The organism is Hephaestia sp. MAHUQ-44 (assembly GCF_023806085.1).
Classification (GTDB): Bacteria; Pseudomonadota; Alphaproteobacteria; order Sphingomonadales; family Sphingomonadaceae; genus Sphingomonas.
In genome coordinates this window covers 146,194-170,911 of the sequence record NZ_JAMSLX010000001.1, presented here as the reverse complement: position 1 = coordinate 170,911, position 24,718 = coordinate 146,194, and the positions used below count along the sequence as shown (strand labels likewise).

The window sequence follows — 24,718 nt, the reverse complement described above, 5'->3', positions numbered from 1 at the left end:
TACGGCAAGGGGCCGGTGGATCATATCCGCCGGCCCCTTTTTCGTGTGCGGGCGCTACCCCGCCAGCGCGGCAGCGGCGCCCAGCAGTTCGAGATCGTTGCGATTGACCACGGTGATCGGAACCTCGGCGAGCTGGCGGCCGAAAGCAGCCTTGTCGGTCATTCGACGGCGTAACAGCGGGTCGGCGAGTTGATGATGCAATGCGCGCGAGATGGCGCCGGTCAGAAACACCCCGTCCCATGCGCCGAAAGCAAGCACGAGATCGCCGATCACCGATCCGAGCGCGCCGATGAAGGTGGTAAGCGCGGCGTGCGCGATGGGATCGCGTGCGGCGCTGCGGGTGATTTCCTCGGGTGCCAGCGTGTTGCCGTCGCTCAATGCCTCATAGGCGGTGACGAGCCCGGCGCCGCTCAGCAGCGCTTCGTTGCTCGCCGGGCGTGCCTTGCGTGCGAGATAATCGACGATCCGCGCTTCTTCGGGGGTGCGCGCGGCGAACGTCATATGCGCGGCCTCGCTTTGTACCGGTACGAACCGGTCGCCGGCGGTCACAAGCGCCGAGACGCCGAGCCCGGTGCCGGGGCCGACCAGCAGGAAGGTGCCCCCGGGGCGTGCCGGGCGCATTGTTGGGCCGGGAAGCGGCATGAAGACGCTGTCGGGAAGCTGGGTCAAGGCGAGCGCGACGGCCGCGCATTCGTTGAGCGCGGTAGGACGCGCGCGCAACACGGCTTCGACCCCGGTGAGCGAGATATACCAGCGGCTGCCGGTCATGTTGACGACGTCGCCGCGCACCGCGCCCGCGATCGCCAGCGCACTCGGCAACGTCCGGTTTTCCAGTCCCATCTGGCGCAGATAGGCGACGAGCGCGCTGGTAAAGGTGGGATGGTCGGCAGTATTGAAATGCTGGACGGCGCGCGGCGCGAGTCCGCAAGCGCCGCCGCTCAGCCCAAAGCGCACCGATTGGCGGCCGATATCGGCTACCAGCCCCGTTTCGTCGGCCCCCATCCCGCTCTCCTCGTTCGAGGCCATCTGTCGTCGATGGCTCTCGCAAGAGAGAACGCTACCATCCCAGGATTAATGCGCAACTCGCTTTGCCGCGCGCCGGGGCGTTTTCACAAAAAGAAGGGGCCCCGGCCTTCGCCGAAGCCCCCGTTTACGACCGGTCACCGCGTCGGTCAGAGGACTTCAAACAGCCCCGCCGCACCCTGCCCGCCGCCGATGCACATCGTGACGACGACGTATTTCGCGCCGCGCCGCTTGCCCTCGATGAGCGCATGACCAGTCATGCGGGCGCCCGACATGCCGTACGGATGGCCGATCGAGATCGCCCCGCCGTTGACGTTGAGCAGTTCGTTCGGAATACCCAGCTTATCACGGCAATAGAGCACCTGCACCGCGAACGCCTCGTTCAGTTCCCACAGCCCGATGTCGTCCATCTTGAGGCTGAAGCGTTCGAGCAGCTTGGGGATCGCGAACACCGGGCCGATGCCCATCTCGTCGGGCTTGGTGCCCGCAACCGCCATGCCGACATAGCGGCCGAGCGGCTGGAGACCGCGCTTTTCGGCGAGCTTCTCCTCCATCAGCACGGCCGCCGACGAGCCATCGGAGAGCTGGCTGGCATTGCCCGCGGTGATGGTCATGTCGGGGCCGAGCACGGGCTGGAGCGCGCGCAGCCCCTCGATGCTGGTCTCGGGCCGGTTGCCCTCGTCCTTGGCGAGCGTGACTTGCTTTTGCGTGACCTCCTTGGTCTCCTTGTTGGTCACGTTCATCGTCGCGGTGACGGGGATGATCTCGTCGTCGAACTTGCCCGCGGCCTGCGCGGCGGCGGTGCGTTGCTGCGATTGCAGCGCATATGCGTCCATTGTCTCGCGACTGATATTGTAGCGCTTGGCGACGACCTCGGCGGTCTGGAGCATCGGCATGTAAATATCGTCATGCATCGCCAGCAATTCGGGATCGGGGGCGACGCGCATCTGCGGGGTCTGGACGAGGCTGATCGATTCGACCCCGCCGCCGATCGTCACGTCCATGCGATCGTCGATGATCTCCTTGGCGGCGGTGGCGATCGCCATCAGCCCCGAGGCGCATTGGCGGTCGACCGACATGCCGCCGACCGTCACGGGCAGCCCGGCGCGCAGCAACGCCTGGCGGGCGATATTGGTCGCCTGGCTGCCCTGCTGGAGCGCGGCGCCGAACACGACGTCCTGTACTTCGGCGCCGTCGATCCCGGCACGCGCGACCGCGGCTTCGATCGATTTGGCGGCGAGGGTCGGTGCCGGCAACGCGTTGAACGCGCCGCGATAGGCGCGGCCGATGGGTGTGCGGGCGGTGGAGACGATGACGGCGGAACGCATTGGGTGATATCCTTTCTTCGGGGCGTCACCCCAGCGAAGGCTGGGGCCTCAAGTGGCGAGAGGTGCCAGCTTTCGCCGGCGTGACCGTGGGTGTTCAAACGAAAAGCTGACTGATCCATTCGGCGACCATCGCGGGCTTGTCCTCGCCCTCGATCTCGACGGTGAACTCGATTGTCTGTTGCCATTGGCCGGGGCGTTTCTCGTCAAAAGCCCGCAGCGTGAAGCGGCCGCGGACGCGCTTGCCCGAGCGGACGGGTTGCAGGAAGCGAACCTTGTTGCCCCCGTAGTTGACGCCCATTTTGATGCCCGCGACCCTCGGCGCGTCAGGCACCTTGGCGGCGAGTTGCGGCATTAGCGACAGCGTGAGGAAGCCATGCGCGATCGTGCCGCCGAACGGGGTCAGTTTCGCGCGCTCGGGATCGACGTGAATGAACTGGTGGTCGCCGGTCGCATCGGCGAACTGGTCGATCATTTCCTGCGTCACCTCAACCCAGTCGGAGACGGTTTCGGTGCCGATGCGTTGGGCCATCTCCTGCGGCGAAATTTCCGGCACGGCTTTCCTTTCGGTTTCAGTTGGGCGTAGCGCGGGCCGAGAGATAGTATCAGACCTATCCACTGGGCAAGCATTGCCGAACCGGAAGCATGAATATGACCGATGATGCCAGGTCTAACGCGCGAAAAAGCATGGAGAAGCTTCGCCGGGAACCCGAACCCGACATTCTAAAGGCGCTCATTCAGCGCGCTGACAGCGATTCGGAAACGCGATCGAAGATCATGGGAGAGGCCGGCGGGCTGCTCGCGGACCTGCGCGCGGCGCAGAATCGCGGCTGGGTGAACCAGTTCCTCCAGCAATATCAGCTCAATTCGTCCGAAGGCATCGCGCTGCTCAGCCTCGCCGAGGCGTTCCTGCGCGTCCCCGATCCGGCGACCGCCGATTTCCTGATCGCCGACAAGCTCGGTGATGCCGACTGGCGCGCGCATACCGGCAAATCCAATTCGCGGCTGGTCAATTCGGCGACCTGGGGTCTTGTTGTCGGCCGCGCGCTGGTGGGGGAGGGGCATTCAGGACCGCTGCGGCGCCTGATCGCGCGCGCGGGCGAGCCGTTCGTGCGCCAGGCGGTGGGCGCCGCGATGCGGATGATGGGCGAGATTTTCGTGATGGGCCGCACCATCGACGAAGCGCTGAAGCGGATGACCAGGCCCGAGCATCAGGGCTTTACCGCCAGCTTCGACATGCTCGGCGAAGCGGCGCGGACAGCCGCCGATGCCGCGCATTATTTTGAGGCCTATACGCGTGCGATCGATGCGGTGGGCCGTGCTGCCGAGGCGGGGCATTCGATCTCGGTCAAGCTTTCGGCGCTGCACCCGCGCTATGAAGTCGCGCAATATGACGCGTGCGTGCCGGCGCTGATCGAGATGCTCGAAGCGCTGGCCGTGCAGGCGGCGGCGCGCGGCATCGCGCTCACGGTCGATGCCGAGGAGCAGGACCGGCTCGACATGAGTCTCGACATCATCGGCGCGGTGGCGGGGTTGCCTGCGCTCGCCGGCTGGGACGGGTTCGGGATGGCGGTGCAGGCTTATGGTAAGCGCGCGCGACCGGTGATCGCCTGGGCGAACGCGCTCGATCGGGTGATGAATGTACGGCTTGTGAAGGGCGCCTATTGGGATAGTGAGATCAAGCGCGATCAGGTCGAGGGGCTGGAAAACTATTCGCTTTTCACGCGCAAGGCCGCGACCGACGTCTGCTACCTCGCCTGCGCGCGCGATATGCTCGACGCCGGGAATATCCGCCCGGCCTTCGCCAGCCACAACGCGCTGACCGTCGCGACGATCGTCGAATGGGCGGGCAATGCGCGCGATTTCGAATTCCAGCGGCTCCATGGCATGGGCGACGGGCTGTACGAACGGCTGGTGCGCGAACACGATTATCGGTGCCGCATCTATGCGCCGGTGGGTGGGCACAAGGACCTTCTCGCCTATCTGGTTCGCCGTTTGCTCGAAAACGGGGCTAATTCGAGCTTTGTCCACCAGCTCGCCGATGAACATAAATCGGATGAGGATCTGCTCGCTGACCCGGTTGAGAAGGTGAAAGCGGTGGGCGGCACACGGCACCCGTCGATCCCGTTGCCGCGCGATCTTTATCAACCCGAGCGGATCAACAGCGCCGGGCTCGATCTCGGCAATCGTGTCGTGCTCGAGGCGGTCCGGCAGGCGGTCAACACGCCGCATCCGCTGATGGCCGAGGGGGCGATGGCGGCGTATGACGCGGTTCATGCCTCCGAAGCAATTGATCGCGCGCATGCGGCGTTTCCGGGCTGGACCGCGCGCGCCGTCGATGAGCGTGCGGGAATGCTCGAAAAACTGGGCGCGCTGCTCGAGGAACATCGCAACGAACTGATGGCGCTGTGCATCCAGGAAGCGCGCAAATCGATTCCCGATGCGCTTGCCGAGGTGCGCGAAGCGGTCGATTTCTGTCGCTATTATGCCGCCCGCGCGCGTGCCGACCTGCAATCGGTCGAGCTGCCCGGCCCGACTGGCGAGCGCAACATGATGCACCTCGACGGGCGTGGGGTGTGGGCGACGATCGCGCCGTGGAATTTCCCGCTCGCGATCTTTCTCGGGCAGACGGTGGCCGCGCTGGTCACGGGCAATACCGTCGTCGCCAAGCCCGCGCCGCAGACGCCGCGCATCGCCGCGCGCGCGGTTGAACTCGCGCACGAAGCGGGGGTGCCAGACGACGTGCTGATCCTCGTTCCCGGCGGCCCCGAAGTGGGCGCGGCGATCACCGCCGACCTGCGCATCCAGGGGGTCGCCTTCACCGGCTCGACCGGCACCGCGCGGCGCATCGCGCAATCGCTGCTCGCCGCCGAGGAACGCGCGATCCTGCCGCTGATTGCCGAAACGGGCGGGATCAACGCGATGATCGTCGATTCGACCGCGCTGCCCGAACAGGTCGTGCAGGACGTCATCACCTCGGCGTTCCGCTCGGCGGGGCAGCGTTGCTCGGCGCTGCGGTTGCTGCTGATCCAAGAGGATGTCGCGCCGGGCATGATCGCGATGTTGAAAGGCGCGATGGACTTGCTCACGGTCGGCGATCCCGGCGATCCCGCGACCGACGTCGGGCCGGTGATCGATCAGGCAGCGTATGACAAATTGATGTCGTATCGCGATGGCGCACACGAAAAATGGCTCAAGACCGTGCCGGTGCCCGAGGACGAGCTGTTCGTGCCGCCGACGCTGATCGAGATCGATGCGATCGAGGATCTCAAGCAGGAATGGTTCGGCCCCGTGCTGCACTATACCACCTGGCCGTCGGGCAAATTGATCGAGACGATCCGGCGCGTGAACGAGAAGGGTTTCGGGCTGACGATGGGGCTGCACAGCCGCATCGCCCGCGCTGCCGAGGTGACCGAGGCGCACGCGCATGTCGGCAACCTCTACGTCAACCGTGCGATGATCGGCGCGGTGGTGGGATCGCAGCCGTTCGGCGGCGAACGGCTGTCGGGCACCGGGCCGAAGGCGGGCGGGCCGCATTATCTGTTCCGCTTCGTCGCCGAACGCGCGGTCTCGATCGACACCACCAGCGCAGGCGGCAATGCGAGCCTGCTCAGCCTCGATGAGGGTGGGATTTGAGCGGGCGCGCTAGCGCGCCCGTTTGCGGAGCGCCCTGAGCATCGAATCGTCGATGATCCACTCGTGGTCGGCAACGATGATCGAGCGGACGGGGGTGCCGTTCGCGGTGCGTGACGGTTCGTAGCGATAGCGCTCGGTGATGAGCCGGCACGTCGTCTCGTCGAGCGCCGGGTTGCCGCTCGATTCGGTGATCTTGCAGTCCGACACGCGGCCGTTGGGCAGGACGTAATATTCGACCGAAACGATCCCGCCTGCGCCCTCGGCGCCTGCCGATGCGGGATAGTCCGAATTGCGGATGCGCCCGCCGATGTGACGCGGGGGCGAATTGCCGCCGGCACCGCCGCCATCGCCACGCCCGCCGCTGCCGGTGCCATCGCCGATCCCGCCCGCGCCGGTGCCGGGGCCGCGGATGTCGGCATTGCCCTGCGTCGGATCGGGGCCTTCGAACGGCTTGACCGAGGTTATCACCAGCGGCGGCACCGGTAGCCGGATGATCGGCGTGGGGGCGGCAATCGGGGTGGCGCGCGAGGTGAGGTTGGGCGGCGCGGCTTTGCCCTCCGCCTTGGGGCTGAGTCTGGGCTGAACGGTCGACGTCTCGGGTGGCGGTGGCGGTGGTGGAGGCGATGGCGCGACGCCGAACACCTTGAGCGTCGAATCGACCACGTGCGGCAGCGGTACATCGAGCCCGGTGAGCAAGGCATACCCCGTCAAGGCCACGATCGCGGCGGAAAGGCCCGCCGACGACAGCCGGGTACGCGTACTGGGCTCGGCAACGGCCATCACGCGAATGTGGGCATGGCGTTGCCCTTCAGCAAGCTGCGCGCCTCAGCCCTCGGGCACGGCCGGGGGAGGATCCTTTGGTGTTGTCCGTCTGACGACCGGGTCGGCATAGGGCATGATCAGCGTACCGTCAGGGGCGGCAGTGAAGGTTGTTTGCGTGGGGTAGGGGATCGCAATGCCCTCGGCGGCGAAGCGCGTGAGGATCGCGACCAGCAGCCGATCGCGAAGCGGATGCGCCACCGCCCAATCGTTGCCGCGTACGTCGACCAGCAGCGTGAATTTGAGCGCACTGGGATCGAACGCTTCGAAGCCTGCGCGCGCGGCCGTCGCCCCCTCGGCCTCGACCAGTTCGGTGAGGATTGCGGGGATGCGGGCCAGCGTTTCGGGCGGGGTCTCGTAGGCGACGCCGATCGTGAACGGCAGGCGGATATGATCGCGCCCGGAGACGTTGAGGATTTCCTTGTCGAGCAGATTCTTGTTGGCGATGATCCGCAGTTCGCCGGTATAGGCGCGGATGCGCGTCGACTTGAGCCCGATCGCCTCGATCGTTCCAGAGCTATTGTCGTAGCTGACCTGATCGCCCTTGCTGAACGGCTTGTCGAAGATGATCGCGAGCGCGGCGAACAGATCGGCGAAGATGCCCTGCGCGGCGAGGCCGATCGCGATGCCGCCGACGCCGAGCCCGGCGACGAGCCCGGTCACGTTGACGCCGAGATTGTCGAGCAGCACGACGATCGCGATCGCGAACACCACCACGCTCACCAGCAGGCGGATCAGCCCCATCGCGTTGACGATCGCTTCGCCGCGATAATGGTCGGCCGAGGTGCGATGCTCGACGAAGCCGAGGATGATCTCGCGCGCCCAGATCGCCCCCTGAAACACCGCCGCGACGGTGAACAGAAAGGTGACGATCTGGTCGAGCACCGGCGGCGTCTGGGCATAGCCGTCGACCAGTTGCACCGCGACCATGACGATGAAGAAGCCGGTCGTTTTCGAAACCGCCTTGCCGATAATCGAGATCCAGCTTCCGGTCGGGCGGTCGGGATTGCACAATTTGCTGCCGAGGCCGCGCAGGGCATAGAGCGCGGCGACGATGACGGCGGCGGCGCCCGCCGCGATCAGAATCTGGAACCAGTGTTCCTGGACCCACGCCCAGGTGTAGCCGGTCAGGCTGCGGAGTTGGGCATCGGTGTCGCCGGCCGAGAGCGTGATGGCGGCTGCAGTGTCGGCGATCATTGATCTCTCTTCAGGTTGCTGGCTGATTCGTCGATCAGCCAGGCAATATCCCAATCTTCCCGGCCGTGTCGCCTTTCCCGGCGTGGAATGCCGGGGGCGCTGTCACCGGAATAAGCGATCCTCGGCAAGGGGTTCCTCTCGTGGCCGTGGTGTCTCCCAATGCGCAGGCGATCGCTTCGTTCCGGGCAGCGCAACCGCGTTGAGCCATTTCTGCGCTGGACGCTCGACCAGATGGTAGAGCGCGACCGACGCGGCGAGGACGAGCAGCAGATAGAGCGCGATCAGGAGCGGGGGGATGGCGCTGGCGTCGCTGACCAGCAGCAGCTTGAAGACGACGAACAGCAGGAAATGCGAGAGATAGGTCGCGTAGCTGATCTCGCCGAGATAATGGAGCGGCGCCCATTCGAGCGGATTGCGTGCACGCCCGGCGGTGAGCGCGAGCAGCAACAACAATGCCGCCATCCCCATGGGCACGGCAAACAATTCGGACAGCGATCCCATTGCCCAGCCGCCTAGCAACAACATTGCCACGATCGCGCTGCCGATCGCCGGGATCAGCGGCCGCTCGGCCCAGCGCAGCCAGAGCGCGCATAAGGCGGTGCCGGCGCTGAATTCGGTGAGGCAGCGCAGCAGCCCGAAGGTCGAGATTTCCCAGCCCAGCCCAGGCGCGCCGGCACGCGCCATCACCCCGCCGAGGATCGCGAGGAACGCCGCGATCGCCGCGATCAGCGCGAACGTCGATACGCGGCGCCAGTCGATTGCGCGCGCGAGGAGCGGAAACAGCAGATAGGCGGCGAATTCAGCGCTGATCGACCAGGCGGGATCGTTCCAGGCGAGCGCCTCGGTCACCCCCCAATCCTGTACCAGCAGCAGGTGGAGCGGGAGCGCCGCGAACGGGAATTCGACCGGATCGTGCCGCCCCGTGGCCGCCAGCGCGAGCGCGAGCAACATCGCCGAGATCAGCATGAGCAGATGGAGCGGATAGATGCGTGCGATCCGGCGCTGCCAGAAGGCGACCACGCCGGTGCCGCCCTCCCGCAGCCGCGCGCCATAGGTCAGCCAGATGACGAAGCCCGAGAGCAGGAAGAAGAAATCGACCGCGAGATAGCCCTTGGCGAAGACGTCGACCCAGGCCTGCGGCAGTCCGGCGATCGACAGACGGATATGGTAAAGCACCACCATCCACGCCGCGAGCCCGCGGACGCTGGTGAGCGCACGCAGTTCGGGCCGGGCGCTCATGCGGTCGCCGCCGGTCGGCCCGATCGGGGGCCGCGCGGGATCGGGCGCCAGGCCGATTCGCGACGCTTGCGGGCGAGGTAGGTGTCGAGCCCGATCTGCGCGCCGATCAGCATGTAGATGAAGGGCTGGAACGCGATCGCGATGAACGCGGCGCCGAGCAGATAGATGATGTGGCCGTACTGGAGCGCGCTGGCGAGCGGCGCGATCCATGCCTCATCACCCTCGGCGCGGCCGTAGCGGCGGCGCAGCACCTCCATGCGGAACAGCCCGATCAGGTTGATCGCGAGCCACAGTGCAAGGCCGGGATAACCCTGTTCGCCCAGCATCTCGAAATAGGCGCTGTGATAGGCGCGTGCCGAATCGACCGCGAGCGTCTTGTCGACGGTCTGGATCGGGCCGTCGCCTTCGAGCTTCACCGTGTCATAGCGAATCTGGTTCTGGCGATACGCCTCGAACCCGCCGCCAAACGGGTTTTGCTTGGCGAAATCGATCGTCCATTTCCACACCGCGAGCCGGGTCGAGGCCGATTCGTCGGCCTGGTAGGTCTTGATGGTGCCCATCCGCTCGGTGAACGTGTTCGGGAGCATCGGCACTGCCGCGAGCCCGATGACGCCGAGCGCGGTAAGGTAGAGCACGCGCCGTTTGACGTCGCGCAGCATCAGCAAGGCGAGCAAGACGATGCACAAGAGGCCGGTGCGCGTCGAGGTGCCGATCGGGATCAGCAGACACGCGAAGACGAGCGCGTAGCAGAAGGTTTTGACGCGCCAATCGGGCGGGAAGATCGTGCCGAAGCGGGTGAACCACAGGATCGTCGGGATGATCGCGATCGCGACCGTCGAGATCGTGCTGCCTTCGTAGAGGCCGCTGTTGTTGGTCACCATCAGGTTGAGTTCGCCATAGCCGCCGCCGCTTGCGAGCGTCTTCAACCCGCCGACGATGATGATCGTCGAGGCGGCGAGGATCATGAAGCCGAGCAGGGCTTCGATTCGCAATTTGGTGCGCAAGGTGAGCGGCAGGAAGATCGCGAACGCCAGCGCCTTCCACACCCAATCCCATTTATCGAGCGCTTCCGTGGGGAAATCGGCGCCCAGCGTGGTAGCCCAGCAATAGAGCAGCAGCAGCAGGATCAGGAATTGTCGCGGGGCGACGCGGACGTCCTTCTTGTCGTCGGCGATCGCCCAGCCGGCGACCGCGAGCGCCACGGCGATCAGCGACACCGGAATCGCATTGAGCAGAAAATAGCTCAACCGCTGGGGCGAGACGACGTCGATATAGACATAAGCGAGGATGAACAGGAACGGCTTGCGAAACCCCGCCGCGATCAGCGCCGCGAGGAAACCGAGAAAGGCGAGATCAAGCATCACGCTTTCCCTTGGGGGGCCGAGCGCTTGTCTCGTGATCGAGATCGGGCCGCCGGAGCAATCGCCAGATCACCAGCAGCATCAGCCCGTGCGATACGGCGAGCGCGAATTTGTCGATCATGATGCGCGCAGCCTCGTTGCCCGACGAAAAAGGGGTACAGGCCTGCTCTAGGCGGTTGGGGTTGACGCGCCGTTAAACCTTGGGGTGCATGGAAGCGGGCATGCGCATTCTCCATGTCCTCGATCACGGCTTGCCGCTCCAGAGCGGCTATACCTTTCGGACCCGTGCGATCCTCAAGGCGCAGGAAGCGACGGGCTGGACGGTCGCGGCGGTCACCGGGCCGCGCCACGGCGCCGCGCCGGCGCCGCGCGAGACGGTCGACGGGCTCGATTTCTTCCGTACATTGCCGCCGCCCAAGACCCCGAGCCCGATCGGTGAGGTGCGTGAAATCGCCGCATTCGCCGCGCGAATCGACGGCGCGATCGACGCGTTTAAGCCCGATCTGCTCCACGCGCATTCGCCGGTGCTCGATGCGCTCGCCGCGTTGCGGGTGGCGCGGCGGCGGGGCTTGCCCTTGCTCTACGAGATCCGCGCCTTCTGGGAGGATGCGGCGGTGGGCAACGGCACCGGGCGCGCAGGCTCGCTGCGCTATCGGGCGACCAGGGCGCTTGAAACATGGGCGGTGCGCCGCGCCGATGCGGTTGCGGTGATCTGCGACGGGTTGCGCGACGATCTGATCGGGCGCGGAATCGATCCGGGCAAGATCCTGGTCTCGCCCAACGGGGTCGATCTGACCCTGTTCGGCGATCCGCCGCCGCGCGACGCCGCGCTTGCTGCCGAATTGGGGCTCGACGGGGCGGAGGTGATCGGGTTCATCGGCAGCTTCTACGATTATGAGGGGCTCGACGATCTGATCGCGGCGATGCCCGCGCTGGTCGCCGCACGACCGACGGCGCGGCTGCTGCTGGTCGGCGGCGGGCCGATGGAGGCGGGGTTGCGCGCGCAGGCCGCGGCGTCGCCGGTGGCCGATGCGATCCGTTTCGTCGGGCGCGTACCGCACACCGAGGTCGAGCGTTATTACAGCCTGGTCGATGTGCTTGCCTATCCGCGCAAGAAGATGCGGCTGACCGATCTCGTCACCCCGCTCAAACCGCTCGAAGCGATGGCGCAGGGCAAATTGGTTGCGGCGTCGGACGTCGGCGGGCACCGCGAGCTGATCCGCGACGGCGAGACGGGGACGCTGTTCGCCGCCGATGCGCCGCCTGCCATCGCCGAGGCGCTGGCCGGGCTGCTCGCCCAGCGTGACGCATGGGCCGAGCGCAAGGCGCGGGCACGCGATTTCGTCGAGCGCGAGCGTAACTGGTCATCAAACATTTCGCGGTACGAGCCGGTGTACCGACGCCTCGTCGAAGCCGCAGTCTCGAGTAGAACATGGTCGCATCCTTCCGCCGTCAACGCCTGATCCTGCCGCTTGCGCCGGTGGTGTCGGGGGCGCTTGGCCTCCTCACCGCGCTGGCATTTGCGGTGCTGCCGATCGGCGTGATCGAGCAGGGCGCGATCGCAAGCGGGCTTGCGGGCGTGCTGCCGGCCGCGGCACCGCCGCTTGGCATCACCGCGCGGATGGGGCTGATCCTCGCCGGTGGGGCGGGGGTTACCGCGCTGCTCTGGGCGGGGCTGTACCTTGCGATCGGCACGCGCGTTCTGGCGCTGACCTTTGGCGGCGACTGCCCCGAGCGCGATGAATTGCCCGTGCTGCGCCGCGCCGATGCGCATCCCGACGCGCCCGCACGCCGCCCGATTTCGGCGGCGCGCGATCTTGGCGAACCGACGATTGTGGACGAGCCCGCCGGACGCGATCTTCCCGACGATCTCGATCAGCCGCTGGCCGCGTTCGATCCGCAGGCGATTCTCGCCGTGCCCGCCGAGCCGGTGCGGCCGGTGGCGGCGCTGGCCCATATCAAGCGGCCGCAGGTGTTCGATCCCGGCGATCGGTTCGATACGTTCGTCCTCGCGCCGCAGGTCGTGTCGGCACCACCCGTGCGCCCGCGCCCCGAAGCGACGATCCATGCGCTGCTCGACCGGCTCGAACAGGGCATGTCGCGGCGCGACCAGCCGCTGCCCGCGCTGTGCACGATCGCCACCGACGACCGCGTCGATGACGCGTTGGGCGCGCTTCGCCGGCTCGCCTCGGCGCGGTGACACCAGACCGGCACGCCCGGCCAAGTTGACAAAGTTGACACGCTGGAGGGGGTATCGCGCCCCCGCCCCTGCTCACCAGTCCTCGACCGTCAGCGCCTGAAGATCGGCCTCGATCCGATCGGGGGAAGCGCGCATCGCCACGATCGTGAGATCGGCGACGAGATGCCCCGGCAGCACGAAGTCGCGCTCGGGCAATGTGGTCAGCCAATCGTCGAGCGCGGGAGTGAACGCGCCCGCCAGCGTCAGCCGATGCTGCACGCCGGTGAAGGTCGCGCTCGCCCAGCGGTTCCAGTCCGAACCGGTGATCGCGCAGGCGACGTTATCGGCGGCGGCCGCTGCGGCCAGCGCGCGGGTAAGCAGCGTCGCTGCGTCAGGCCCGCGGCTCATTGGTCGGCGCCCGTCAGCAGATCGAGCGCGGCTTCGATCCGGGCAATGGTGCGCGGCCCCGGTTCGCGCCCGCGCCGCATATCGCCGACCAGCCGCGGATCGTTGACCGCGATCCGCCCGAATTTGGTCGGCGGCATCGCCGTTTGCCGCAGAAACCGTTCGATCTTGCTCAGCATCATCATCCTTCAGACCCCGTTCCGACTCGCCATATGTTCTCAATTTGTTCTCACATTTCCAACTTGTCTAGGAAAAATCCTATGACTATGATCGCGGCATGGAATCGGACGATCCGCGGGCCGCGCTGGCGCGGCTGATCGCGCTGCATGGCGAGAGTTATGCGGCGCTATCGCAGCGGCTCGGCCGCAACCCGGCCTATCTCCAGCAATATGTGACACGCGGTTCGCCGCGCGCGCTGGCCGAGCGCGACCGCGCGACGCTCGCGGCGTGGTTCCGGGTCGATGAGGCGGTGCTCGGCGGCCCCGCGCGCGCGCCGCTGGCGGTGATGGTGCCGCGACTCGACGTCGCGGCCTCGGCGGGGCCGGGCGGGATCGTCGATGGCGAGCGCGCGCTGGCGGGCACCGTGTTCGATCCGGCGCTGATCCGCGCGCTCGGCGTCGATCCGGGGGGATTGTCGCTGATCCGCGCGCAGGGCGAGTCGATGATGCCGACGATTGCCGATGGCGACGAGATCATGGTCGATACCCATGACCGGCGGGTGACCTCGCGCGGGCGCATCTTTGTCATCCGGTTGGACGGTGTGCTGCTGGTCAAGCGTGTCGCGCGCGCTGGGCTGGGGCTGGCGATCCGGAGCGATAATCCCGCTTATCCGCCGATCGAGGATGAGACGGCGCGGCGGGCCGAACTGGTGGGGCGCGTGGTGTGGCTGGGACGGGCGCTGGAATAGATTGCGGCGTCATGCCGGAACACGTCCGGGGTGACGGATGGCCTACCGCTTGCGGTCGATCAGCCAGACCACGACCGCCATCGCGATCCCGGCGGCGAGGCCGACGAGAAAACCCTGCGTCGGTTGATCGAGGGCGAGGCCGCCGATGATGCCGATGAAGAGGCTGAGCGCGATCAGCGCGCCGCCCGCGACGGGAGATTTTGAAGGACTCGCCATGCGCGCCGCCCTGCCACGCCGCGCGCCGGCGCGCCAGCCTTGTGTTGCGGTGCGGGTCGATGGCGGCAGGGCGTGCGGCCGGCACGGTGCATTGAGGCAACGCCGCGCCGGAATTGCGCGATGCCGCGCCAAAGCGCTGTCACTCGCGATCGCACCCGGCTAGGACGGGGCCATGAAATGCGGGTCCGGGCGACACGGCGCGGTGTTGGGCGCTGCTACCTTGTTGTGCGTCGTCCTGGCGTCGCCGGCGCGCGCGCAGAGCAGCGGCGACAGCGCCGCCGCCGATCCCCAGACGGCCCCCGAGGCGGTGCCGCTCAATCCCGAGACGCCGCTCGCGCCGCTGCCCGGCCTTGGCGTCGACTGGCCCGATCTGTCGCTGGCGCCCGACGAAGTGGCCGTCGATACCGGCCAGACGAGCGATATTGCCAGCGAGACGCGCTACGGCTTCGCGATCGAGGGGTTGAACGGTGCCGAGACGCCGCTGCTACGCCAGCGCTTCGACGAACTCTCGACGCTGAAGGCGCACGATGGCGATCCTGCCAACGCCGCGCAGCTCGAACGGCGCGCGCGCGAGGATGCCGAATTGCTCACCACGCTGCTGCGCGGCGAGGGCTATTACGATGCGCGGGTGACGACCGGGATCGGCCGGCGCGACGGCCGGCCGCTCGTCACGCTGACCGCCGATCCGGGCGGGCGCTATCATTTCGCGGAGGTGTCGCTCGACGGCGTGCTGGCGGCGGGCGGCAAGGCCGAGGCGCTGCGCCACGCCTTCGGGGTGAAACAGGGCGATCCGGTCGATGCCGATGCGATCGCGGCCGGCACCACGGGGTTGCGCACCGCGATCGGCCGCGAGGGCTTTCCCTTCGCGCAGGTCGACGAGCCCGAGATCGTCGTCGATCACGCGACCCGCACGGCGACGCTCGATTTGTCGGTCATCCCCGGCGGGGCGCGGCATTTCGGTGCCATCACCACCCCCGAGGGCAGCATTTTCGACGGCGAGCACATTCAGGATATCGCGCGATTCGAACCCGGCGACCGCTATGACGCGGCCGAGGTGGAGGATTTGCGCCGCGCGCTGATCCAGACCGGGCTGGTTTCTTCCGCCGATATCACCCCGGTGCAGGGCAGCACCCCCGACACGGTCGATCTGGCGATCACGATGGCGCCCGCGCCGCCGCGCACGATCGCGGGCGAACTCGGCTACGGCACCGGCGAAGGCGTGCGGACCGAGGTGAGCTGGACACATCGCAACATGTTCCCGCCCGAAGGCGCGCTCACGCTGCGCGGGGTGCTGGGGACGCGCGAGCAATTGGGCAATATCATCTTCCGCCGCAACAATTACCATGCGCGCGATCGCGTGCTCACCGGGCAGGTCGCGCTCGCGCATATCAACCGCAATGCCTATGACGCGCGGACCTTTTCGGTATCGGGCACGCTCGAGCGGCAGAGCACGATCTTCTACCAGAAGGACTGGACCTGGTCGGTCGGCGCCGAACTGGTCGCGACCGACGAGCGCGACGTGATCCTGTCGACCGGCGCCCCCCGGCGGCGGACCTATTTCATCGGTGCGCTGCCGGGGACGCTGGGGTATGACGGATCGGACGATCTGCTCAATCCGACGCGGGGCTTTCGTATTTCGGGCCGGCTCTCGCCCGAGCTTTCGCTGTCGGGGCAGGTCTTTGGCTATGCCCGCACGCAAGTGGACGCCAGCGCCTACCAGCCGGTCAGCGATTCGGTGGTGCTCGCGGGGCGGGTGCGGCTGGGGACGATCCTGGGCGCGCCGCGCGATGCGATCGCGCCGTCGCGGCGTTTCTATGCGGGCGGCGGCGGATCGGTGCGCGGCTATGGCTATCAGGATATCGGCCCGCGCGACCCCAATAACGATCCGATCGGCGGGCGCAGCCTGACCGAATTCTCGATCGAGGCGCGGGTGAAGGCGTTCGGCAATTTCGGAATCGTGCCGTTCCTCGATGCCGGCAACATCTACACCTCGCCGCTGCCCAAACTGTCCGATCTGCGCTTCGGGACCGGGATCGGCGTGCGCTATTATTCGAGCTTCGGGCCGATCCGTGTCGATGTCGGCACCCCGATCAATCCGCAAAAGGGCGATCCGCGGATCGCGGTCTATGTCTCGCTGGGGCAGGCGTTTTGAACGACGCCGCCGATTTGCCCGAGACGGCGGCGCCGCGCGCCCGGCGGCGCTGGGTGCGGTGGCTGGCGGCGGCATTCGCGGCGCTGCTGGTGCTGGTGGGCGCGGTCGCCTGGATGGTCGATACCGATGTCGGGCACCGGCTGATCACCGACAAGGTGGGCGAATTGCGCCCCAAAAGCGGGCTGAGGTTCACGATCGGGCGGATCGACGGGTCGATCTATACCAGGGCAACGCTGGTCGACGTGCGGGTGTACGACCCCGAAGGGCTGGTGTTCGCCGCACCGCGCGCCGAACTCGATTGGCGGCCGCTCGCGTGGCTTTCCAACCGGCTGGTCATCAACCGGCTGATCGTGCCGTCCGCGACGCTCGCCAAGCTGCCGAAAACGCGGCCGTCGGGGGAGAACAAGCCGATCCTGCCGGGGTTCGATCTGCATATCGGCGAACTTCGGATCGATCGGCTGGCGGTGGCGCCGGCGGTGACGGGAATCGCGCGCGGCGGCCGGGTGCAGGCGCGGGCCGACATCGCCGCGGGCCGCGCGCGCGTTGGCATTGCGGCGGTGATCGAGGGCAGCGACCGGTTCTCGATGCGGCTCGATGCCGAGCCGGCACGCGACCAGTTCGATCTCGACGTGCAGGCCGAGGGCAGCGCCGACGGCGTGCTCGCGCGGCTGAGCGGCATCCGCCATCCGCTGGCCTTGTCGGTGACCGGCGACGGGCGCTGGGCGATGTGGCGCGGCACCGCGACCGCCCGCGCGCGCGACACGCGCGTGCTCGATCTCGCGCTCACCAACCGCAGCGGGCATTATACGCTGTCGGGGACGATCGCGCCGCACCTGATCACCAAGGGCAAGCTGCAACGGCTGACCGATCCGCAGGTCGAGATCAACGGCGACGCGACCTATGCCCATCGCCGTGTCGAGGGTGCCGTGTCGCTGCGCTCGTCGGCGCTGGCGGTGGATACGACGGGGACGATCGATCTCGCGCGCAGTGCCTATCGCAACGTGCGGCTGCGCGCGCGGCTGCTCAAGCCGCCCGCGCTGTTTCCCAACATGACCGCGCGCAATCTGGAGCTGCGCGCGATCCTCGACGGCGCGTTCGGCACCGCGAGCTTCGATTATCGGCTGACCGCCGATCGCTTCGCGTTCGACGATACCGGGTTCGAGGGCGCGCGGGCGGCGGGCAAGGGGCGGTTGTCCAGGGCGCCGATCACCGTGCCGGTGGCGTTTTCCGCCGCGCGCGTGACCGGGGTGGGCGATGTCGCTGGGGGCATCTTGCGCAATTTGTCGCTGTCGGGCGCGCTCAAGGTGACGAGCGCGTTCGTGACCGGCAACGATCTCAAGCTCGGCTCGGACAAACTCAACGGGCGGATCGACCTGCTGCTCGATCTCAGGACCGGGCGCTATGAGGTCAACCTCAATGGCGGGCTCCGGCGGTATCTGATTCCGGGGCTGGGCGTGGTCGATGTGACCTCGCGGTTGCAGGCGGTGCCGGGGCCGGGCGGGCGCGGCACGCGACTGGTGGGCACCGGGACCGCGCAGATGGTGCGGCTCGACAACGCGTTTTTCGCCAGCCTTGCCGGCGGACTGCCGCATATCGTGACGCGGCTCGAGCGCGGGACCGATCTGGTGCTCCATTTCACCGATCTGGTGCTGACCGCGCCCGACATCCGCATCACCGGCAATGGTATCCGGCGGCGCGACGGCAGCTTCCATTTCGAGGGCCGCGGGGTGCAGCGGACCTATGGCGCGTTCAGCATCGTCCTCGACGGGAAGATCGATCACCCGACGCTCGATCTCCATTTCGACGCCCCCAACGCGACGCTGGGGCTTGGCGATGTGACCGCGCATCTCGATCCGACCGCTCAAGGGTATGATTATACCGCCAAGGGGCAGTCGCGGCTGGGGCCGTTCACGAGCCATGGCGCGATCCTGCTACCGCCCGGCGGGCAGGGCCGGATCGCGATCGCGGCACTCGATGTCAGCGGGGCGCACGCGTCGGGCGCGCTCGATATCGTGACGGGCGGGTTTGCGGGCGCGCTCGACGTGGGCGGCGGCGGCTTTGCGGGCGTGCTGCGGTTCCGGCCCCAAGGCGGCAACCAGCGGATCGAGGGGCATCTCGATTTCACCCGCGCGCGGCTCGATGCGGCGACGCTCCAGCGCGGCAAGCTCGATTTCACGACCGTGCTCGATCCCGCGGGGGCGACGATCGACGCCACCGCGACCGGCATCGGCCTCAGGCAAGGGCCGCTCACGATCGGGCGGTTTGCCGCCGAGGCCAATCTGCGGGGCGGCGTGGGCGAGGTGCGCGCGTCGATTTCGGGATCGCGCGGGCGCGCGTTCGCGATTCAGACCGTCACCGAGGTCGATGCCGATCGCTATGTCGTGCGCGCGAAGGGCAAGGTCGATCAACGCGACCTCACGCTGCTGACCCCGGCGGTGCTGACGCGCGCGGGCACGGGCTGGCGGCTGGCGGCGACCAAGCTCGCGTTCGCGGGCGGCGAGGCGGAAGTCGACGGGCGGTTCGGGGGCGGCGCGGTGGCGTTCAACGCGCGCCTCGCGCGGCTGCCGCTGTCGATCCTCGACATCGGCTTTCCGGGGCTTGGCCTTGGCGGCAGCAGCTCGGGCACGCTCAGCTATGCCGCGACCGACGGCGGCGCGCCCACCGGCCGGATCAACCTGACGGTGCGCGGGCTGAGCCGATCGGGACTGGTGCTGACTTCGCGGCCGGTCGATCTCGGGATCGCGGGCGTGCTCGATGCCAACACCGCCGCCGCGCGCGCGGTGGTTGCCAGCGGTGGCCGCACGATCGGGCGCGCGCAGGTACGGCTGTCGCCGCTGGGTGGCGGTGGTGTGGCCGAGCGGCTGCTCAACGCGCCGTTGTTCGCGCAGCTGCGCTACAGCGGCCCCGCCGATACCTTGTGGCGGCTGACCGGGGTCGAATTGTTCGATCTGTCGGGGCCGGTGGCGATCGCGGCCGATGCGACCGGACGACTGGCCGATCCGCGGATTCAAGGCGTGGTCGATGCCAATGGCGCGCGGCTCGAAAGCGGGACCACGGGCACCGTCATCACCAATTTGCGCGCACACGGCGCGTTCAACGGCTCGCGGCTGGTGCTCACCCAATTCACCGGGCAGGCGGGCAAGGGCAGCGTGTCGGGATCGGGCGCGTTCGATTTCGCCGCGGCCAACGGGTTCGGCATCGATCTGAAGCTCGCCGCCGATCATGCCGTGCTGATCGATCGCGACGATATCGGCGCCACCGTCACCGGGCCGCTGCGGTTCGTCTCGACCGGATCGGGCGGCACGATCTCGGGCGACGTTGCGGTCAACGAAAGCCGTTATCAGCTCGGCCGCGCGACCGCCGCGACGGCGGTGCCCCGGCTCAACATCAAGGAGATCAACCTGCCCGGCGGCGGCGAGGAAGACGAGATCCCGGCCAAGCCCTGGACGCTTGCGGTCCATGCGAAGATGAAGAACCGGCTGATGGTGACCGGGTTGGGGCTGAGCAGCGAATGGAGCGCCGATCTCAATATCGGCGGCGCGCCCGACAATCCGGCGATCACCGGGCGGGCCGACCTGATCCGCGGCGATTACGAATTCGCCGGGCGCGAGTTCGAGCTCGACCGTGGGATCATCCGCTTTGCCGGCGAGGTGCCCGCCAACCCCGCGCTCGATATTTCGGCCAACGCCAGCGAAACCGGGCTCAACGCGACGATCCACGTCACCGGCAACGCGCAGAAGCCCGAAATCTCGTTCACCTCGGTGCCCGCGCTGCCCGAGGACGAATTGATGTCACGGCTGCTGTTCGGCACCTCGATCACCAATCTGTCGGCGCCCGAGGCGCTCCAGCTCGCCGCTGCGGTGGCGGCGTTGCAGGACGGCGGCACGGGCATCAACCCGATCAACGCCTTCCGCCGCGCGGTCGGGCTCGATCGGCTACGCATCCTGCCCGCCGATCCGCAGACCGGGCAGGGGACGTCGGTGGCGGCGGGCAAATATATCACCCGGCGGCTGTTCGCCGAGATCATCACCGACGGGCAGGGCTATTCGGCGACGCAGGTCGAGTTCCAGATGACGCGCTGGCTGTCGCTCTTGTCGAGCATCTCGACGCTGGGGCGGCAGAGCGCCAACGTGCGGGTGTCGAAGGACTATTGAGGGCGGGGTGCCTGAAGGGGTTTTGAGAGGGGGGTCGAATTTCTCCCGTCATGCCGGACTTGTTCCGGCATCCAACCCTCCTCGAGCGCCAGCGCTTGCGGCACGTTGGACCCCGGAACAAGTCCGGGGTGACGGGTAACGTCGGAAATTAGGGCGCTGCCGCCAGGGTTGCCGCGCGGGCGATGAGGCCGATCAGGCGGCCTTCGGCGAGCGCGGCATCGGGGTTGTTCCACGTGCCGCTGAGCACGTACCAGCCGCCCGCTTTGGCTTCGAGCAGCAGCGTCATATCGAGCACGCCGGGCTCCGACCCGCCCTTGTAGCCGACATAACGCCACGCCGACGCGGCATCGGGCGGGATGCCGGGATTGAGCCCCAGGATGCGGCGTGCCTCGGCGGCGGGGCCGGAGTCGGTGTGGCGCCGCAGCCAATCCATCATCCGCGCGAGATCGGCGGGGCTCGCATACCATTCGATGCCGAGCCGGTTGGGCTTGTTGTCCTGGAACAGCCCCGCAGGGATAGCGGAAATCGGCGCGGGGCCGACCTTGTCGGCGAGCAAGGTGCGGCGGCCTTTCTCGTCGAGCGTCAGCCATTGGTCGCCGAGTTTGCCGCCGTCGACGCCCTTCAGTTTGAACATCTCGAGCGTCGAGAGGAACGGCCGCATCCCGGCCGGGTCCTTGACCCCGATCACGGGGAGCATCGCCTCGACCTTCGCGCGGCCGAGCGTCGCGAGCAGGATGTCGGTGGCGCTATTGTCGCTCACCGAGATCATTCTGGTCGCGAGATCGCGGAGCGTGGCGATCGTGCCCTTGGCCTTGTCGGCATAGAAACCGCCGGGAAGGTCGCTGCCGTCGAGCGTGATCGCCTCGTCCCAATCGCGCTCGCCCGCCTCGATTGCCCGCACCAGTTCGGCAAGGATCACGAGTTTGAACGCCGAGCCGATCGCGAGCGGGCGATCGGGGTCGATCGCGGCGATCGGGGATGCGTCGGGGGCGTCGAGCCGGGTGAGGATGAAGCCGGTCTTGCCGGGCAGCGCGCGGACCGCGGCGGCGACCTCGGCGATCGATTGTTCGCCGCTCTGGGTGCCCGTCAGCCGCAGCCCGACGAAGCGGTGCGGGGCCTCGGGCTGAACCGCGAATTTGAGGCTTAGCGATCCCTTTTCGTAAGCGATCGTGGCGTCGGCGGCGTGCGCCGAGATCGGGGTCAGCGTGGCGACTGTTTCCGCGCGGCCGAGCATCTGCGTCACCTGCGCGATCGTCGCGCGCAACTGGGCTTCGTTGACCTGCGCCAGAAATTCGGGCGCGAACGCCGCGGCCACGTCGCCGCCGCCGTTGAGCAGTGCGACGAGATCGTCGGCGCGGTGTTTGAGCGCCGCATCATCCGCGGCGGCGGGGGGCGGGGCGGCCTGTTGCGCGGTCGCGATGGCGGGGGCCAGCATCGCGGCCAGCGCAGCCGCCAGAACGACGCGCCCTGAACGAAACCCGTTCGCCCTGCGCTTGTCGAAGAGCCGTTCTTTCCGGCGCGATGGGAAAATGAAGAACGGTGCTTCGACAAGCTCAGCACGAACGGGGTGTGGGTGGCGGTGCTGATTTTCGGCACGATATGCTGGCGGCAGCGGGGTCATCGGACGCATCTTATCCGGCCGTCACGACGTATCAACCGACTCTCGGAGTCTGTTTGAGAAATCGCGGAAGCGCGATTTCCGAGGCGGCACCGGCCCGCTCCCCCACCCCACCTCCCAACGGCAGTATACTGAATGGGAGGTGGGGTGGGGGAGCGGGCCGGTGCCGCAATGCACCGAAAGGTGCATCGAACCACATCTCAGGCGTCGATCGCTTCCTCGTCGAGCCGCGCGGCATTTTCCTGGATGAAGGCGAAGCGGTGCGCGGGGTTGTTGCCCATCAGCCGGTCGACCAGATCCTTGACGCCCGCGCGCTCCTCATATTCCTGCGGCAGCGTGATGCGCAGCAGGCTGCGGGTGGCCGGGTCCATCGTGGTTTCGCGAAGCTGGCCGGGGTTCATCTCGCCGAGCCCCTTGAAGCGCGCGACCTCGACCTTCTTGCCCTTGAACGGCCCCGCCTCGATCTCGGCGCGGTGCGCGTCGTCGCGCGCGTAGAGGCTCCTGGTGCCCGCCGTCAGCCGATAGAGCGGCGGCTGCGCGAGATAGAGATGCCCTTGCCGGACCAGTTCGGGCATTTCCTGGAAGAAGAAGGTCATCAGCAGCGTCGCGATATGTGCGCCGTCGACATCGGCGTCGGTCATGATGACGATGCGTTCGTAGCGCAGATTGTCGGTCACGCAATCCTTGCGCGTGCCGCAGCCGAGCGCCTGGATCAGATCGGCGATCTCCTGATTGGCGAGGATCTTGGCGGTGGTGGCGCTGGCGACGTTGAGGATCTTGCCGCGAATCGGCAGGATCGCCTGCGTCTTGCGATCGCGCGCCTGCTTGGCCGAGCCGCCGGCCGAATCGCCCTCGACGATGAAGAGTTCGGTGCCCGCGGGATCGTCGGCCGAGCAATCGGTGAGCTTGCCGGGCAGGCGCAGCTTGCGCGACGACGTGGCGGTCTTGCGCTTGACCTCGCGTTCTTGGCGACGGCGCAGGCGCTCCTCCATGCGTTCGAGCACATAGCCGAGCAGCGCGCGCCCGCGATCCATATGATCGGTGAGGAAATGGTCGAAATGGTCGCGGACCGCCTTTTCGACCAGCCCGGCCGCCTCAGGCGAGGTCAGCCGATCCTTGGTCTGACTCTGGAATTGAGGCTCGCGGATGAACACCGAGAGCATCAGTTCGGACCCCGTCATTACATCGTCGGCGGTCAGATCCTTGGCTTTTTTCTGCCCGGTCAGATCGCCGAACGCGCGCAAACCCCGTACCAGGGCCGCGCGCAACCCGGCCTCGTGCGTGCCGCCGTCGGGGGTGGGGATGGTGTTGCAATACCAGGAATAACTGCCGTCCGAATAGAGCGGCCAGCCGACCGCCCATTCGACGCGGCCCTGGCCGTCGGGGAAATCCTGCGCGCCGGAGAAGAAGTCGGTGGTCGCCGACGGCCGCGCGCCGACCTGTTCCTTGAGGTAATCTGCGAGCCCGCCGGGGAATTGGAACACCGCCTCGGCCGGGATGTCCTCGACGATCAGCTCGGGCGCGCATTTCCAGCGGATTTCGACGCCCGCGAACAGATAGGCTTTCGAGCGCGCGAGCTTGTAGAGCCGCGCGGGCTTGAACTGGAGGTTGGGGCCGAAAATCTCGACATCGGGGACGAAGCTGACCGAGGTACCGCGCCGGTTGGGGGTGGCCCCGAGCTTTTCGAGCGGGCCTTGCGTGATGCCGCGCGAAAAGGACTGGCGGTAGAGTTCGCGGTTGCGCGCGACCTCGATGATTGTTTTGGACGACAGCGCGTTGACCACGCTGACGCCGACGCCGTGGAGCCCGCCCGAGGTCGCATAGGCCTTGCCGGCGAACTTCCCGCCCGAATGGAGCATCGACATGATGACTTCGAGCGCGGATTTGTCGGGGAATTTGGGGTGCGGATCGACCGGCATCCCGCGGCCATTATCGACGATCGTGAGCCGGTTGCCGGCCTCCAGCGTCACCTCGATCCGGCTGGCATGGCCCGCGACCGCCTCGTCCATCGCATTGTCGAGCACCTCGGCGGCGAGGTGGTGCAGCGCGCGCTCGTCGGTGCCGCCGACATACATGCCGGGGCGCCGCCGGACCGGCTCAAGCCCTTCCAATACCTCGATCGACGAGGCGTCATATTCACCGGGGGCGGAGGGCGAGGCAGCGAACAGGTCATCGGACATGGCCGCAGCTATACGGGCGCGAGAGTCGGGCGCGCAAGCAGGCCGGGTATGGATTTATCAAGGCGGCGCGCATACATTCGAGCGATGGCAGAGGCGTCCGATCTGACCTACGAGCTGCTCAAGCGGATGCACGCCGAGTTTGGCGACTTCCGGCGCGACCTCGCGTCGATCAAGATGCGCCTCAGCTCAGTGGAGCAGCAGCAGGTGACGATCGCCGGCGATATTGCCCGGATCAATGTCGAGCTGGATGCGATCCGCGACGACGTGTCGCGCATCAAACGCCGTCTCGACCTCGCCGACGCTTAGG

General features: G+C 67.5%; 20 protein-coding genes. 7 read left to right on the top strand and 13 right to left on the bottom strand.

Annotated features, from left to right (window positions below; all coding sequences use genetic code 11):
• Window positions 1-54 precede the first annotated feature (54 nt).
• From NFE57_RS00755 to NFE57_RS00745, 3 genes are all read right to left on the bottom strand, one after another.
• Window positions 55-1,026 carry a glucokinase gene (locus tag NFE57_RS00755; protein WP_252133647.1) on the bottom strand — a complete coding sequence of 324 codons (972 nt, stop codon included), beginning with the start codon at window positions 1,024-1,026 and terminating at the stop codon, window positions 55-57.
• A gap of 146 nt (window positions 1,027-1,172) precedes the next feature.
• Window positions 1,173-2,351 (bottom strand): acetyl-CoA C-acyltransferase, encoded by a 1,179-nt coding sequence (locus NFE57_RS00750; RefSeq protein ID WP_252133646.1) that lies wholly within the window; start codon window positions 2,349-2,351, stop codon window positions 1,173-1,175.
• A 94-nt stretch (window positions 2,352-2,445) separates the two neighbouring features.
• Window positions 2,446-2,880, bottom strand: a complete 435-nt coding sequence (locus tag NFE57_RS00745; protein ID WP_252133896.1) for a MaoC family dehydratase — start codon at window positions 2,878-2,880, stop codon at window positions 2,446-2,448.
• A gap of 155 nt (window positions 2,881-3,035) precedes the next feature.
• Between NFE57_RS00745 and putA the strand changes: the two genes are divergently transcribed.
• Window positions 3,036-5,984, top strand: a complete 2,949-nt coding sequence (putA, locus tag NFE57_RS00740) for a bifunctional proline dehydrogenase/L-glutamate gamma-semialdehyde dehydrogenase PutA (RefSeq protein WP_252133645.1) — start codon at window positions 3,036-3,038, stop codon at window positions 5,982-5,984.
• A gap of 9 nt (window positions 5,985-5,993) precedes the next feature.
• Here putA and NFE57_RS00735 read toward each other — a convergent pair whose 3' ends face one another.
• The 5 genes from NFE57_RS00735 to NFE57_RS16630 form a co-directional block, all read right to left on the bottom strand.
• Window positions 5,994-6,764: a TonB family protein gene (locus tag NFE57_RS00735; RefSeq protein WP_252133644.1), complete on the bottom strand. Its 771-nt coding sequence runs from the start codon at window positions 6,762-6,764 to the stop codon at window positions 5,994-5,996.
• Between the two features lie 45 nt (window positions 6,765-6,809).
• Window positions 6,810-8,000, bottom strand: a complete 1,191-nt coding sequence (locus NFE57_RS00730) for a mechanosensitive ion channel family protein (RefSeq protein ID WP_252133643.1) — start codon at window positions 7,998-8,000, stop codon at window positions 6,810-6,812.
• 102 nt (window positions 8,001-8,102) lie between these two features.
• Window positions 8,103-9,239 carry an acyltransferase family protein gene (locus NFE57_RS00725; RefSeq protein ID WP_252133642.1) on the bottom strand — a complete coding sequence of 379 codons (1,137 nt, stop codon included), beginning with the start codon at window positions 9,237-9,239 and terminating at the stop codon, window positions 8,103-8,105.
• Complete coding sequence (locus NFE57_RS00720) at window positions 9,236-10,600, bottom strand: putative O-glycosylation ligase, exosortase A system-associated (RefSeq protein WP_252133641.1); 1,365 nt, start codon at window positions 10,598-10,600, stop codon at window positions 9,236-9,238. Before NFE57_RS00720 ends, NFE57_RS00725 begins: the two co-directional genes overlap by 4 nt.
• Complete coding sequence (locus NFE57_RS16630; protein WP_286207576.1) at window positions 10,593-10,721, bottom strand: hypothetical protein; 129 nt, start codon at window positions 10,719-10,721, stop codon at window positions 10,593-10,595. Before NFE57_RS16630 ends, NFE57_RS00720 begins: the two co-directional genes overlap by 8 nt.
• A 100-nt stretch (window positions 10,722-10,821) precedes the next feature.
• On the opposite strand from NFE57_RS16630, the gene NFE57_RS00715 reads away from it, so the two are divergent.
• Both NFE57_RS00715 and NFE57_RS00710 read left to right on the top strand, forming a co-directional pair.
• Window positions 10,822-12,063, top strand: coding sequence for a TIGR04063 family PEP-CTERM/XrtA system glycosyltransferase (locus tag NFE57_RS00715; protein WP_252133640.1), 1,242 nt, complete (start codon window positions 10,822-10,824; stop codon window positions 12,061-12,063).
• Window positions 12,033-12,800, top strand: coding sequence for a hypothetical protein (locus NFE57_RS00710; protein ID WP_252133639.1), 768 nt, complete (start codon window positions 12,033-12,035; stop codon window positions 12,798-12,800). Before NFE57_RS00715 ends, NFE57_RS00710 begins: the two co-directional genes overlap by 31 nt.
• A gap of 72 nt (window positions 12,801-12,872) precedes the next feature.
• On the opposite strand, the gene NFE57_RS00705 is transcribed toward NFE57_RS00710, so the two are convergent.
• On the bottom strand, window positions 12,873-13,187 hold the full coding sequence (locus NFE57_RS00705; RefSeq protein ID WP_252133638.1) for a hypothetical protein: 315 nt from the start codon (window positions 13,185-13,187) through the stop codon (window positions 12,873-12,875).
• Window positions 13,184-13,363, bottom strand: coding sequence for a hypothetical protein (locus tag NFE57_RS00700; protein ID WP_382279084.1), 180 nt, complete (start codon window positions 13,361-13,363; stop codon window positions 13,184-13,186). The genes NFE57_RS00705 and NFE57_RS00700 overlap by 4 nt, the downstream gene beginning before the upstream one ends.
• Window positions 13,364-13,461: 98 nt before the next feature.
• Between NFE57_RS00700 and NFE57_RS00695 the strand changes: the two genes are divergently transcribed.
• Window positions 13,462-14,091, top strand: coding sequence for a S24 family peptidase (locus tag NFE57_RS00695; protein WP_252133637.1), 630 nt, complete (start codon window positions 13,462-13,464; stop codon window positions 14,089-14,091).
• Window positions 14,092-14,133: 42 nt separating this feature from the next.
• Here NFE57_RS00695 and NFE57_RS00690 read toward each other — a convergent pair whose 3' ends face one another.
• Window positions 14,134-14,307, bottom strand: a complete 174-nt coding sequence (locus NFE57_RS00690) for a hypothetical protein (protein WP_252133636.1) — start codon at window positions 14,305-14,307, stop codon at window positions 14,134-14,136.
• Window positions 14,308-14,479: 172 nt separating this feature from the next.
• Between NFE57_RS00690 and NFE57_RS00685 the strand changes: the two genes are divergently transcribed.
• Window positions 14,480-16,459: an autotransporter assembly complex protein TamA gene (locus tag NFE57_RS00685; RefSeq protein WP_252133635.1), complete on the top strand. Its 1,980-nt coding sequence runs from the start codon at window positions 14,480-14,482 to the stop codon at window positions 16,457-16,459.
• A 113-nt stretch (window positions 16,460-16,572) separates the two neighbouring features.
• Entirely contained in the window at window positions 16,573-20,613 is a 4,041-nt protein-coding gene (locus NFE57_RS00680; RefSeq protein WP_252133894.1) for a translocation/assembly module TamB domain-containing protein, read from the top strand.
• Window positions 20,614-20,761: 148 nt separating this feature from the next.
• Here the strand turns inward: NFE57_RS00680 and NFE57_RS00675 are convergent, their stop codons facing one another.
• Together NFE57_RS00675 and parE are read right to left on the bottom strand one after the other, a co-directional pair.
• Window positions 20,762-22,048 (bottom strand): serine hydrolase, encoded by a 1,287-nt coding sequence (locus tag NFE57_RS00675; protein ID WP_252133634.1) that lies wholly within the window; start codon window positions 22,046-22,048, stop codon window positions 20,762-20,764.
• Window positions 22,049-22,431: 383 nt separating this feature from the next.
• Window positions 22,432-24,411, bottom strand: a complete 1,980-nt coding sequence (gene parE, locus NFE57_RS00670; protein WP_252133633.1) for a DNA topoisomerase IV subunit B — start codon at window positions 24,409-24,411, stop codon at window positions 22,432-22,434.
• 84 nt (window positions 24,412-24,495) lie between these two features.
• Here parE and NFE57_RS00665 point away from each other — a divergent pair, with 84 nt between their 5' ends.
• Window positions 24,496-24,717, top strand: a complete 222-nt coding sequence (locus NFE57_RS00665; protein WP_252133632.1) for a hypothetical protein — start codon at window positions 24,496-24,498, stop codon at window positions 24,715-24,717.
• The last annotated feature ends 1 nt before the right edge of the window (window position 24,718 follow it).